At 63.7% G+C, this 12,539-nt stretch carries 14 protein-coding genes; 9 read left to right on the top strand and 5 right to left on the bottom strand.

Annotated features, from left to right (window positions below):
* Positions 1 to 43 precede the first annotated feature (43 nt).
* Complete coding sequence (locus EN804_RS09455; protein WP_127279684.1) at positions 44 to 385, top strand: winged helix-turn-helix domain-containing protein; 342 nt, start codon at positions 44 to 46, stop codon at positions 383 to 385.
* 43 nt (positions 386 to 428) lie between these two features.
* Here EN804_RS09455 and cobF read toward each other — a convergent pair whose 3' ends face one another.
* Entirely contained in the window at positions 429 to 1,193 is a 765-nt protein-coding gene (gene cobF, locus EN804_RS09450) for a precorrin-6A synthase (deacetylating) (RefSeq protein WP_135919250.1), read from the bottom strand.
* 181 nt (positions 1,194 to 1,374) lie between these two features.
* On the opposite strand from cobF, the gene EN804_RS09445 reads away from it, so the two are divergent.
* From EN804_RS09445 to EN804_RS09425, 5 genes are all read left to right on the top strand, one after another.
* Entirely contained in the window at positions 1,375 to 2,394 is a 1,020-nt protein-coding gene (locus tag EN804_RS09445) for a DUF4424 domain-containing protein (protein WP_135919249.1), read from the top strand.
* Complete coding sequence (locus tag EN804_RS09440) at positions 2,394 to 2,912, top strand: dihydrofolate reductase (RefSeq protein ID WP_127279687.1); 519 nt, start codon at positions 2,394 to 2,396, stop codon at positions 2,910 to 2,912. Before EN804_RS09445 ends, EN804_RS09440 begins: the two co-directional genes overlap by 1 nt.
* Before the next feature lie 166 nt (positions 2,913 to 3,078).
* On the top strand, positions 3,079 to 4,194 hold the full coding sequence (hflK, locus tag EN804_RS09435; protein WP_127871641.1) for an FtsH protease activity modulator HflK: 1,116 nt from the start codon (positions 3,079 to 3,081) through the stop codon (positions 4,192 to 4,194).
* Positions 4,194 to 5,159 carry a protease modulator HflC gene (locus EN804_RS09430; protein ID WP_135919248.1) on the top strand — a complete coding sequence of 322 codons (966 nt, stop codon included), beginning with the start codon at positions 4,194 to 4,196 and terminating at the stop codon, positions 5,157 to 5,159. Before hflK ends, EN804_RS09430 begins: the two co-directional genes overlap by 1 nt.
* Before the next feature lie 6 nt (positions 5,160 to 5,165).
* Positions 5,166 to 5,354 (top strand): DUF2065 domain-containing protein, encoded by a 189-nt coding sequence (locus tag EN804_RS09425; protein WP_135919247.1) that lies wholly within the window; start codon positions 5,166 to 5,168, stop codon positions 5,352 to 5,354.
* A 30-nt stretch (positions 5,355 to 5,384) separates the two neighbouring features.
* Here EN804_RS09425 and EN804_RS38645 read toward each other — a convergent pair whose 3' ends face one another.
* Positions 5,385 to 5,510, bottom strand: a complete 126-nt coding sequence (locus EN804_RS38645; RefSeq protein WP_281407916.1) for a hypothetical protein — start codon at positions 5,508 to 5,510, stop codon at positions 5,385 to 5,387.
* Here EN804_RS38645 and EN804_RS09420 point away from each other — a divergent pair.
* Positions 5,500 to 7,017 carry a DegQ family serine endoprotease gene (locus tag EN804_RS09420; protein WP_135919246.1) on the top strand — a complete coding sequence of 506 codons (1,518 nt, stop codon included), beginning with the start codon at positions 5,500 to 5,502 and terminating at the stop codon, positions 7,015 to 7,017. The two genes, EN804_RS38645 and EN804_RS09420, sit on opposite strands and share 11 nt — an antisense overlap.
* Positions 7,018 to 7,060: 43 nt before the next feature.
* Here the strand turns inward: EN804_RS09420 and EN804_RS09415 are convergent, their stop codons facing one another.
* Both EN804_RS09415 and serB read right to left on the bottom strand, forming a co-directional pair.
* Entirely contained in the window at positions 7,061 to 7,633 is a 573-nt protein-coding gene (locus EN804_RS09415; RefSeq protein ID WP_135919245.1) for a GNAT family N-acetyltransferase, read from the bottom strand.
* A complete protein-coding gene (gene serB / locus EN804_RS09410; protein ID WP_135919244.1) occupies positions 7,630 to 8,517 on the bottom strand; it encodes a phosphoserine phosphatase SerB in 888 nt (295 codons plus the stop codon). The genes EN804_RS09415 and serB overlap by 4 nt, the downstream gene beginning before the upstream one ends.
* Here serB and miaA point away from each other — a divergent pair.
* Entirely contained in the window at positions 8,507 to 9,472 is a 966-nt protein-coding gene (gene miaA / locus EN804_RS09405) for a tRNA (adenosine(37)-N6)-dimethylallyltransferase MiaA (RefSeq protein WP_135919243.1), read from the top strand. The genes serB and miaA overlap by 11 nt on opposite strands.
* Before the next feature lie 103 nt (positions 9,473 to 9,575).
* Entirely contained in the window at positions 9,576 to 10,370 is a 795-nt protein-coding gene (locus EN804_RS09400; RefSeq protein WP_135915643.1) for a GGDEF domain-containing protein, read from the top strand.
* Positions 10,371 to 10,579: 209 nt separating this feature from the next.
* On the opposite strand, the gene EN804_RS09395 is transcribed toward EN804_RS09400, so the two are convergent.
* Positions 10,580 to 12,409: an ATP-binding protein gene (locus tag EN804_RS09395; protein ID WP_127280695.1), complete on the bottom strand. Its 1,830-nt coding sequence runs from the start codon at positions 12,407 to 12,409 to the stop codon at positions 10,580 to 10,582.
* Positions 12,410 to 12,539 lie beyond the last annotated feature (130 nt).

The following is a 12,539-nucleotide window of genomic DNA, read 5'->3' as shown; positions in this document are numbered from 1 at the left end:
GAATAACGGTCGCTGAAGCTGAAGCGATCGCGGAGGAGCAAAAATGCCGTCGCTGAGCTTGCGGATAAATCTCGATCCGGATGGACGGATCGGTCCTGGCAAGATCGAGCTTCTGGAGCACATCGCCACGTTCGGTTCGATCTCGGCCGCCGCGCGCGGTATGGAGATGTCCTACAAGCACGCCTGGGATCTGGTCGAGGACATGAACCGGGTGTTCGGCAAGCCGCTGGTCTCGGCGCAGACCGGAGGCCGCAAGGGCGGCGGCGCGCAGCTGACGACGGTGGGCCTGGCGGTGGTCAGCCGCTTTCGCGCCATCGAGCGCGCGGCGTCCGCTGCGGCGGCGACGCATATGGATGCGCTGCAGGCGGAGATTGAAGCGGGGTAGGGGGATAGTCAGTAGTCAGTAGGGACTAGGACAGCTTCACTACTCACCACTCCTGCTTCCGCAGGAAATACGTGTCCATGATCCAGCCCTTTTCCCTACGCGCTTCGTCGCGGCGCTTTTCGATCTCCGCGCCGACATCACCGAGGCGGCCGGAGATGATGATCTCGTCCGGTGTGCCGAGATAGGCGCCCCATTGGATGAAAAGGTCCTGGTCGGCCAGCGTGTTGAAGGCGCATTTGCCGTCGAGCATGACGACGGCGCTGCCGGCATTGTCCGGCATGCCTTCCTCGGTCAGGCGGCGGCCGGTGGTGATCAGCACGGGATCGCCGATGCGGTTCAGCGCCGTTTTGTGGCTGGCGGCCAGAGCCTGGATGGCCGTTATGCCGGGGATGACTTCCAGTTCGAAAGCGACATTGCCCCTCAGGCGCACGCGCTCGAGGATGCGCAATGCGCTGTCGTAGAGCGAGGGATCACCCCAGATCAGGAAGGCGCCGCAGCCATCCCCGGCGATCTCGTCGCGGATCAGTCCCTCGTAGATGACCGCGATCGCCTCGTGCCAGTCGTCGACGGTCGAGCGGTAGGAAGACGTTGGTTCGGCGCGCACCGGCACGTCGAACTCGACCCGGCGTGAGGTCGGGTTGGTGACGAAGCGGTCGCAGATACCGCGCCGCAGGTCGGCGAGGTCTGTCTTGTCAGCCCCCTTGTCGGGAATAAACAGGACGTCCGCCCGGTTCAGGCCCGATATGGCCTGAACCGTCATGTGGTCGGGATTGCCGGCGCCGATGCCGATGACGAGAAGCTTGCGCATGGCGCGAACTCCTGCCCGATCGGAACCTGTTAGTCCAGACCGCTTGCGTGTCCAGACCGCTTGCGTGTCCAGACCGCGCGCGTGTCCAGACCGGTCACGCGCGGCCAGGAAGCGGAAGGGCTTTGAAACGCCGGACTGAAACCGCTAGGGTCATCCGGGCATTCTCGCCTGGGGGGCTTTCATGCTGCGATATGTTTTGACCACCGTGCTGGCCCTGTCGGCGGCGCCTGCATTGGCCAATGATTCGGTTGCCGAACTTGGCACCGGCGGCCTGATCCTGTCGCGCAGCGATGCCGTGGCGATGCAAAGCGAGGACCTCTTCATCTCGCCGCAAAAGGTGACGGTCGACTACGTGTTCCACAACAACACCGACAAGGATGTCGAGGCGATCGTCGCCTTCCCGATGCCCGACATTTCGGGCGATCCCGAGGAGATGCCGGCGATCCCCGAAAACCAGAGTGACAATTTCCTCGGCTTCGAGGTGACGATCGACGGCGCGCCGGCAAAGCCTGAGCTCGAGCAGAAGGTGTTCGCGCTCGGCATCGACATCAGCGCCGACCTCAAGGCACAGAATGTGCCGTTCAATCCGTTCGCCGATGCCGCCAAGGCGGCATTGGCCAAGCTGCCAAAGGCGGTGGCGGACGACTGGGTCAACCGCGGTATCATCATCGAGGATCCGGAAGGCGACAGCGACCAAAACGCCACTCCGTCCTACGCGCCATGGTGGCAGCTGCGCTCGACCTATTGGTGGCGCTCAACCTTTCCGGCCAACAAAGACGTTCATGTCTCGCACCGCTACAAGCCGAGCGTCGGCGGCACGTCCTCGGTCAGCTTCTTCTACGATGGCCAGTTCCAGGGGCAGTATGCGACGTACAAGACCCGCTATTGCATGGACGATGCATTCGAGAACGCGGTGCGCAAGGCGGCAAAGGACAATCCGGACGGCTATCCCAAATTCTACGAAAGCCGCATCGCCTATATCCTGACCACTGGCGGCAACTGGGCGGCGGGCACCATCGGCAAGTTCAAGCTGACCATCGATAAGGGCAATCCCAAAGCGATGGTCTCGTTCTGCGGCGACAATGTCAAAAAGGTCGGGCCGACGAGCTTCGAAATGACAGCGAAGGATTTCTATCCCGAGCATGATATCGATATCCTCCTGCTCGAACCGTCGGACAGCAATGGCGGGGACGCAAACTGATGCATGTCACGATCTACGTCGCCATTGCCGAGAACGGTGTGATCGGGCGGGAAGGCGGGTTGCCCTGGCGGCTCTCCACCGACCTCAAGCGCTTCAAGGCAGACACGATGGGCAAGCCCATCATCATGGGCCGCAAGACCTATGAAGGCATCGGCCGCCCGCTGCCGGGCAGGCTGAACATCGTTGTCACCCGCGACAAGGCCTGGCGCGCCGAGGGCGTCGAGGTGGCGCATACGCTGGAAGCCGCGATCCAGCTGGCGACCGTGCGCGGCCGCTGCATGAGCGGCGTCGACGAGGTCTGTGTCATCGGCGGCGGCGAGATCTATGCCCAGGCGCTGCCGCTGGCCGACCGTCTGCACGTCACCCATGTTCTGGCCGCCGTCGACGGCGATGCGCATTTCCCGCCGATCGACCCCGATACATGGCACGTGGTCAGTTCGCAGGAGGTTCCATCAGGAGAAAAGGACAGTCATGCGACGCGCTATACGGTTTACGAGCGCCGCCGCGAGATAGTTTGAAGACAAAAGCGCGATTGTAGGACGACAAAGGGTCGCTACCGGCCCAAATCCGATGAAGTCGGCGGGCATCGCGTTGAAAGCGTGCCGTGGCGTGCCTATAGAAGAACGACACTGGATTTGCGCCGTAACCGCGGCGCTTGAGGGAATTCCAAGCGAAAGGACATTCATGCCCTGGAACGACAAAGGTGGCGGAGGCGGCGGCCCGTGGGGTGGCGGCGGTAACAACCAGGGCCCCTGGGGGCAGGGACCGAAGGGACCGAGCGGCCCGCAGGGGTCGCCTCCAGACCTCGAAGACATCATTCGCCGTGGCCAGGATCGGCTGAGGCGCGCGCTGCCCGGCGGCGGGGGCGCCAGTCCGGCCGTGTTCGGGCTGATCGCCGCGGTGCTGGTCGTTCTGTGGGCCTTCCAGGCGGTCTATACCGTGCAGCCCGACGAGGTCGCGGTCGAACTGCGCTTCGGCAAGCCGAAGGCCGAGCTTTCCCAGCCAGGCCTGCACTTCCACTGGTGGCCGCTCGAGACCGTCGAGACGGCCAAGATTTCAGAGCAGCTCGTCGACATTGGCGGCGGCAACACCAGCGGCAACGGCCTGATGCTGTCGGGCGACCAGAACATCGTCAATGTGCAGTTTTCGGTGGCCTACCAGGTCTCCGACCCGCGCGCCTACCTGTTCGACGTCTCCGACCCCGACGGCATGCTGCGGCAGGTTGCCGAGAGTGCCATGCGCGAAGCGGTCGGCCGCCGGCCGGCGCAGGACATTTTCCGCGACGACCGGCAGGGCATTGCCGCCTCGGTGCGCGAGATCATCCAGACGACGCTGGACGGCTACAAGGCCGGTCTCAACGTCAACGCCGTCTCCATCGAGGACGCGGCGCCGCCACGCGAGGTGGCGGATGCGTTCGACGAGGTGCAGCGCGCCGAGCAGGACGAGGACAAGTTCGTCGAGCAGGCCAATCAGTATTCCAACCAGAAGCTCGGCCAAGCACGCGGCGAGGCCGCCCAGGTCCGCGAAGACGCGGCCGCTTACAAGAACCGTGTGGTGCAGGAAGCCGAAGGTGAGGCCCAGCGCTTCATCTCGGTCTACGACGAATATGTCAAAGCCCCCGATGTGACCCGCAAACGCCTTTATCTGGAAACCATGGAGAGGGTTCTGAAGGACTCGAGCAAGGTCATCGTCGAGCAGGGCAACGGACAAGGTGTCGTGCCCTATCTGCCGCTGCCCGCATTGCAGCCGAAACCACCGGCACCGGCCGCGCCGGCTGCGAACACGGGAGGTACCCAGTGATGGCCAACCGTCTTCCCATCTTCGCCGTCGTAGCGGCGGTCATCCTGTTCCTGATCTATTCCTCGGTCTTCGTGGTCAATGCGCGCCAGCAGGCGCTGGTGCTCCGCTTCGGCGAGATCGTCGACGTCAAGAGCGAGCCAGGGATCTACTTCAAGGCGCCGTTCTCGTTCTTCGACGCCGACACGGTGCAGCTGATCGAAAACAGGGTGCTGCGCTTCGACCTCGACAACATCCGCGTCCAGGTGTCGGGCGGCAAATTCTATGAGGTCGATGCCTTCATCGCCTACCGCATCTCGGATCCGCGTGTCTTCCGTGCGGCAGTGTCCGGTCAGATCGAACTGGCCGAGGCCCGGCTCAGGACGCGTCTCGACGCTGCCTTGCGCCGCGTCTACGGTCTGCGCGATTTCGAAGCCGCGCTCTCCGAAGAGCGTGCCGTGATGATGCGCGAAGTCCGCGATCAGCTCAGGCCCGACGCCACCTCGCTCGGCTTGCAGATCGAGGACGTTCGCATCCGCCGCACCGATCTGACGGCCGAAGTCTCCCAGCAGACTTACGACCGCATGAAGGCGGAACGCCTGGCGGAGGCAGCGCGGCTGAGAGCACGCGGCAACGAAGCCGCACAGCGCATCACGGCACGCGCCGATCGTGAAGTGGTCGAGATCGTTGCCGAAGCACGCAAGGAGTCCGAGATCCTGCGCGGCGAGGGCGAAGCCCAGCGCAGCGCCACCTTCGCGGGAGCCTATCAGCGTGATCCGGCGTTCTTCGATTTCTACCGGTCGATGAATGCCTATGGCACCGCGCTCGACAACACCGGGACGACGATGGTGCTGTCGCCGGGCTCGGAGTTCTTCCGCTTCTTTCGCGATCCCGACGGCAAGGAAGGGCCGGCGAAACCGGCCGCGCCAGCACCCGCGCCGGCTACGGCACCTGCCGCGCCGACGACACAACCCAGCACCGGCCAGTAACGGGCGGTGCAGGATTTCTTCGCGGCGATAGGCCTGGTCCTCGTCATAGAGGGCCTGGTCTATGGCGGCTTCCCAGGCTTTGCCAGGAAGCTCGCGGGCGAAGTGCTGTCGATGCCGGAGAATGCATTGCGGATCGGCGGCCTGGTGGCGATCGCCATCGGTGTCGGCATCGTCTGGCTGGTGCGGAGCGGGTAAAGGCATCCGGTTTGCGGAATAACGCTCGATTTACGCTCTGCCGATAGCCATAGCCGCAAACGTGCCGTATTTCTTGCCATCATGGCGCGACACGGCGTTTTCGTCGAAGCGCTTTTCTCTTTCAGAAATGCCGGGAGGTTTCTCGATGACATCCAACACCCTTTTGCGCGCCGCTCGACGGACGTTGGTCGCCGGCGCGGCAGCGCTTGTCCTGGGTACCGCCGCCGTTCCGTCGTTCGTGACGCCGACATTCGCCGCCGACGGGCCTGCCTCGGTCGCCGATCTGGCGGAACGCGTGCTCGGCGCGGTGGTCAACATCTCGACCTCGCAGACGGTGAAGGGCACCGAAGGGCCGGGCGCCGTGCCGATGCCGCAACTGCCCGAAGGCTCGCCGTTCCAGGACTTCTTCGACGACTTCTTCAAGAACCGCGGTGGCGAAAAGGATGGCGGCTCGCAGAAGGTGCAGTCGCTCGGCTCGGGCTTCGTCATCGACGCCGAGCAGGGCATCGTCGTAACCAACAACCACGTGATCGCCGATGCCGACGACATCGAGGTCAATTTTTCCGATGGCGTGACCTTGAAGGCGACGCTGGTCGGCACCGATACCAAGACCGACGTCGCGGTGCTGAAGGTCGATCCGAAAGGCCACAAGCTGACGGCGGTGAAATTCGGCGATTCCACCAAGATGCGCGTCGGCGACTGGGTGATGGCGGTCGGCAATCCGTTCGGCCTCGGCGGTACGGTCACGGTCGGTATCGTCTCGGCGCGCAACCGCGACATCAATTCAGGCCCCTATGACGACTTCATCCAGACCGATGCGGCGATCAACCGCGGCAATTCGGGCGGACCGCTGTTCAACAGCGCCGGCGAGGTCATCGGCATGAACACCGCGATCATTTCGCCGTCCGGCGGCTCGATCGGCATCGGCTTCTCCATTCCCTCGCAGCTCGCCTCGGGCGTCGTCGACCAGTTGCGCCAGTATGGCGAGACTCGGCGCGGCTGGCTTGGCGTTCGCATCCAGCCGGTGACGGACGACATCGCGGAAAGCCTGGGGATGGCGACCGCCAAGGGCGCGCTGGTGGCCGGCGTCATCAAGGGCGGGCCTGTCGACAACGGCACCATCCAGGCCGGCGACGTCATCATCAAGTTCGACGGCAAGGACATCCATGAAATGCGCGACCTGCCGCGCGTCGTCGCCGAAAGCCCCGTGGGCAAGGCCGTCGACGTGCTGATCGTGCGCAAGGGTGTCGAGCAGACGGTGAAGGTGACGCTCGGCCGGCTCGAGGATGGCGAGAAGCTCGCCAGCGGCGAGAATGGCAACACCGACCAGAACAAGGGCGGCGACAAAGCTCCGGCCGTCTCGACCGCCTCGGTGCTCGGCATGACCGTCGGCGAACTCAACGACGAGACGCGCAAGAAGTTCAGCATCGCCGGCGATGTCTCGGGTGTCGTCGTCACCGATGTGGCCAAGGATTCGGCCGCCGCCGAGCGCGGCATTCAGCCGGGCGAGGTGATCACCGAGATCGCGCAGGAATCGGTCGCCACGCCCAAGGATGTCATGGACCGGATCGGCGCGCTGAAGGAGCAGGGGCGCAAGAACGCGCTGCTGATGCTGGCGTCGAAGACCGGTGAGCTGAGGTTTGTCACGATCCGGATGGATTGAAGTCGGCAGGACTGCAAAAATCTGATTTTGATGGAAAGGGCGGTTAGAGAGCCGCCCTTTTTCTTGCCTGCCAGTCTTGGCGAGGCAACCGGTAGAGCACATGCCGCTTGAGCGCGGGATGGCTGTCCGGAATGTCGGGATGGTCGAAGTCGTTGGCCGGGTCGGCGCTCATGCCGAGGCGTTTCATCACGGCGGTCGAGCGATGATTGCCGGTTACGGCGAAGGAGACGATCTCGTTGACGCCCAGCGTCTGGAAGCCGTAGGCGAGCCAGGCCTCCGCCGCCTCGGTGACATAGCCCTTGCCCCAGTATTCCGGCGCCAGCCGCCAGCCGATCTCGATAGTACCGGCCGGCAGGGAGGGCACATGATCGGTCTTGAGGAGCCCGACGAAGCCGATGCACTCGCCGGTGGCAGCAATCTCGGCGGCGGCAAAACCATAGCCGTCCTCGGCGATCCAGGATCGGAACTCATCCATCTTGTCGTCGGCGGTAGCGCGGTCGCGGCGGAACGGAAAGAATTCCATCACGCGTTCATCGGAATTGATGCGATGGAACAATTCCCGGTCGCGATCTTCCCAGTTGCGCAGGATCAGGCGTTCGGTACGCATCGGTTTCATTGCACAATCTCTTCCTTCCGGTAGCCCTGCAGATAGAGCAATGCTGTAAGGTCGGCATGGTCGATCCGGACTTTTGCCTGTGCCGCCACTGTCGGCTTGGCGTGCAGCGCGACACCGGTTCCGGCCAGGCGGATCATGTCGAGATCGTTGGCGCCGTCGCCGACGGCGATGGCATCGGCCGGCGCCAGGCCAAGGCGCGCGCAGATTTCGAGCAGCGCCTCGGCCTTGGCGGCGCGGCCGAGGATCGGCTCGCCGACCAGTCCGGTGAAGCGTCCGCCCAGGTCGAGCAGGCGGTTGGCGCGGTTCTCCTGAAAGCCGAGCATCTCGGCGATGCGCGTGGTGAAGACCTCGAATCCACCCGAAACGAGCGCCGTCCAGGCGCCGTTGGCGCGCATGGTCTGGACCAGTGCGCGGCCGCCCGAAGCCAGCGTCAGCCGATTGGCGACGATTCGGTCGACCACGGCGGCATCAAGCCCCTTGAGCAGCGCCACGCGCTCGCGCAGCGCGGGCTCGAATGCGATCTCGCCATTCATCGACCGCGCGGTGATGGCCGCGACGCGATCCTTGACGCCGATCTCGTCGGCCAGCTCGTCGATGCATTCCTGGTCGATCATGGTCGAATCCATGTCGGCGAGAAGGATTTTCTTGCGGCGTGTTTCAGCCTGCTGGACGATCACGTCGATGGGCTCAACGGCCAATGCGGCACGAAGCTTTGCAGTCGTTTCATCAGCCTGCGCCGCTGGTGGCAGGGCAAGATCACAGGCAATGCCTTCGGCCAACCAGACGACGGCGCTTGCGCCCACCGACCGTGAGGCCATATTCGCAAGCGACGGCGACAGAGCGCGGTCAGCGGGACGGGAAACAAGCGTGGCAATGAGCGGCATAGAGAATTCCGGCGCGGATGCGGGCGAAGGCCGCGTGAAGAACGCGATCCTGATAGCCGGGCCGACCGCCAGCGGCAAGTCGGCGCTGGCGCTTGAGCTGGCCGAGCGCACCGGCGGCGTCATCGTCAACACCGATTCGATGCAGGGCTATTCGGTTCTCGACGTTCTGACCGCCCGGCCGGAGGCGGCCGAGCTCACACGAGCGCAGCATTTTCTCTATGGGCATGTCCATCCCGGCTCCGCCTACTCGACCGGCGCCTGGCTGCGCGACGTGATGAGACTCATCGACGACGGAACACTCTCGCGGCGGCCAATCTTCGTCGGCGGCACCGGCCTTTATTTTCGTGCGCTGGCCGAGGGCATTTCGGAAATGCCCGATATTCCGCAGCGGATCCGCGATCGCTGGCGCTATGAGTTGAAGGAGCACGGCGCGGTCAAATTGCACGGCATCCTGCTGCGCGAGGATTCGAAAGTCGCCATGCAGCTGAAGCCGACCGACAGCCAGCGCATCGTGCGGGCGCTCGAAGTGCTCGACGCCTCCGGCCGGTCGATCCTGGACTGGCAGGCCGAGCGCGGCCGGCCTCTGATCGACAGGCAAAGCGCGCATTTCCTGGTCATCGAGCCGGATCGGGCGGCGCTGGTCGACCGCATCGAAAGGCGTTTCGACCGGATGCTGGACAAGGGCGCGCTGGAGGAAGTCAGGCAGCTTGCCGCGCTTCGTCTCGATCCGGACCTGCCGGCGATGAAGGCGATCGGGGTTCGCGAGCTGCAGGCCGCAATGGCCGGGCAATCGAGCTTTCCCGAGGCGATCGAGCGCGCCAAGATCGCAACCAGGCAATATGCCAAGCGGCAAGCGACCTGGTTTCGACATCAGCTGGGGCCGGAATGGCAGAGATTGCGTCCCGATGACGATCTCGAAACCACGATCCAAACACTTGTTGCTAATGCAACTTAAAAAGTTGACCTTGAGGACAGGGTTCCCGCCGAAGTTGCCGGGATTAACGCTCCGTAAGGCGGCCCGTGCCATAAGATCGAGGGCACTTTTCATCGGGCAGCAGATGCGTTTCCATAAGGCGGAATCCGCTTTTTTCGTCTTTATCTTCGTGATCCTGGCCGCTGGCCTGGTGACGCTGCACGCCTATGGGCTCTTGCAATCCTTCGCCACGGAACTCCATACACAGTCCGGCCTGGACAAGGTCATCTACCTCAACAAGCTGTTGTTCGCGACGGGCGTGCTGCTTGCAACCGCGCTGTTTTTCGGCATCTTCTTCATCTACCCGCTGATCCGCAAACAGGCGACGGAAGAAGGCAAGCTGCGCGCCATGACGGTTTCGCTCAGCGCCCGCTCCGAAACGCTCGAGCACGCCGCCCTGACAGACGGCCTGACCGGCATGCAGAACCGACGTTATTTCGACGACGCGCTGAAGGAATATCTCGAGGAGTTCCGGCGCATCGAAAAACCGGTCGGGCTGATGATCCTCGATCTCGACCATTTCAAGCAGGTCAACGACAGCCACGGCCACGATGTCGGCGACGAGGTGCTCAAGGCTGTCGCCAGATGCCTCAAGGACATGACCCGCTATCACGACGTGGTGGCGCGCCTGGGCGGTGAGGAATTCGCCGTGGTCACGCCCAACATGGAGGCGGACCTTCTGGCCAAATTCGCCGAGCGCATCCGCAAGGCGATCGCCAACATGTCGATCCTCTCCGGCAACAATGTCCGGCTCAAGATCACGACCAGCGTCGGCCTCGCCGTCTGGGACCGCAAGGAAACCGCCGAAGAATTCTATCGCCGTGCCGACCGCCAGCTCTATGAAGCGAAGAGGCAAGGCCGCAACCGCGTCTGCGCCTAAAATCCCGAAGAAGAATTCATGAGGCCGGTTGCCTGACGCGGCTTTCTCGACTTCCCCGTTCTACTGCGTCGCAGTAGAACTGAGCTCACGGACTGAATGTCCGCTCCGCTCCGGCTTCTCGAAAGCCACGTCATTCAATTCGACCTGACGAATTCCCTTTCGGGATTTGGCCAAGCGTGAATGCCGATGAGATCAGAGACCTGTTAGGTTCAATCGTTCTGTGGGCGCAGGCCGAAGGTCGCGGGTTTGAGGCCGTAGCGTGTGTCGAAATCTTCGTCCGACTGCACGCGCGCCGTCGCCGGCGGTTTGCGGTAGTCGGGATCGCCGGCCTGGCGGCCGGAATCGACCACCTCGGCGAATGGTATCGCCTGGCTCTGTGGCTTCGGCACGTTGCGCAGCCGCTCCACGATCGCCACCAGGTCGACCTCGCCGGCTTTCGTCACTTCTTCCTCGTGCTTGGCCGTGCCAGGCAGCAGGTGAGCGGGCAGTCTTTCGAATTTCAGCCGCATGGTCGTCGCCACGCCTTCGCCGAAGGCGATCGCCTCGCGCTGCCCCATGGAAGACAGGAAGGCGAGCGTCGAGGCGGACGAGTCGGCGATTGCCGAGCGGATGATCGCCTGGTCCTGCTCGTTGGCAAGCCGCATGGCGAAGAAGGTCGAGCATTGCGACAGGATGGTCGGGTCCAGCTCGCCCGGGCGCTGGGTGACGACGCCGAGATAGCAGCCATATTTGCGGCCTTCCTTGGCGATGCGCGACAGCGCATGCCTTGTCGGCGCGAAGCCGAGGCGCGAATCGGCCGGCATATAGCGATGCGCTTCCTCGCACAAGAACAGGAGCTGCAGCTTGCCTTCGCTCCACAAAGCGAGGTCGAAGGCCAGGCGCGCCAGCACGGAGCAGACGGAATTGACCACTTCGGAGGGCATTCCGGCCATCTCGAAGCAGGTTACCGGGCGGCCGTGATGCGGCACGCGGAAGATGTTGCCGATCGTCTCGTGTATGGTGTCCTCGATCAGGCGCGAATTGAACATGAAGCGGTAGCGCGGATCGGCAGCCGCGGATTCGATGCGCGTCTTCAGCGATTTGAGCGTCGGGCGATCGTTCTTGCTTTCGAGCATGCCCATGCGCTCGTCGATCTGCTTGAGCAGGTCGGCGATGCGGTAAGGCACCGGCGTATCGGCGGTCAGCGCATCGTTGCCGCGCCTGAGGTAGGCGCCTGAATTGGGGTTGCGGTAGAGGTTCTTGGCCAGCGGAACGAGGTCGCGAAGGGCGTCGATCTCTTCCGGCACCGTTTCGCGTCCACGAAACAGCACTTCGGCGAATTCCTCCAGCGTGAACATCCAGAACGGCAGGTCGAGCGTCTTGGAATCGACCCGGACGCAATATTCGGGCAGCGAGGCGGCGAACTCGTTGTGCGGATCGAGGATCAGGATGCGCAGGTCGGGTCGCGCGGCGATCGACTTGCGCAGCAGCAGCGACACGGCGGTCGACTTGCCGACGCCGGTCGTGCCGACAATGGCGAAATGGCGCGCCAGCGTATCGTCGATGGCGATGTTGGCGGCGATGGCCTCGTCCTGCGCCAGCGAGCCGATGGTGATGGAATGGCGGCCGGCCAGGTCATAGACGGCCTGCAGGTCGCGGGTGCGGATACGGTGCGCGACGGCGCCGATATGCGGATAGCTGGTGATGCCGCGGTCGAAGATCGGCTTGGCGCCGGGTTCGGCGCCGTCGCGCACTTCGCCGATCAGTTCGATGCTGACCTCGATGGCGTTCTGGCCTTCATTGCTCCAGGCCCGATCCGACTTGCCGATCGCATAGACCAGGCCAACGGTGCGCGTCGTGCCCAGATTGATGGAGATCATCTTGCCGACCGTCCACAGGCCGGTGATCGCGCCGTCGACATCGTCGGCATAGGCGCTGATGGTGGCGCGCGCGCCGTCGCATTGCACGACGTTGCCGAGGATGCGCCGGTCGTTCTGCTCTGCGTTGCGGCGCTCCTGCGATGTCGGTTCTCCGACGGAAGCTTCGCGTTCGACATACATGGACAGGCCAATCCCCATTTCCCTGGAGACGGAGCCTACAGGAACGGGGTTAAGGTCGGATGAGGTCGGATGGTGTAGAGAGGATTAAGGACCCGGTGAAAATTATCGTGAGATGGCTCTTCACCTGTCT

This window comes from Mesorhizobium sp. M8A.F.Ca.ET.161.01.1.1 (genome assembly GCF_004792105.1).
Taxonomy (GTDB): domain Bacteria; phylum Pseudomonadota; class Alphaproteobacteria; order Rhizobiales; family Rhizobiaceae; genus Mesorhizobium.
This window is presented reverse-complemented; position numbering and strand designations above follow the sequence as displayed.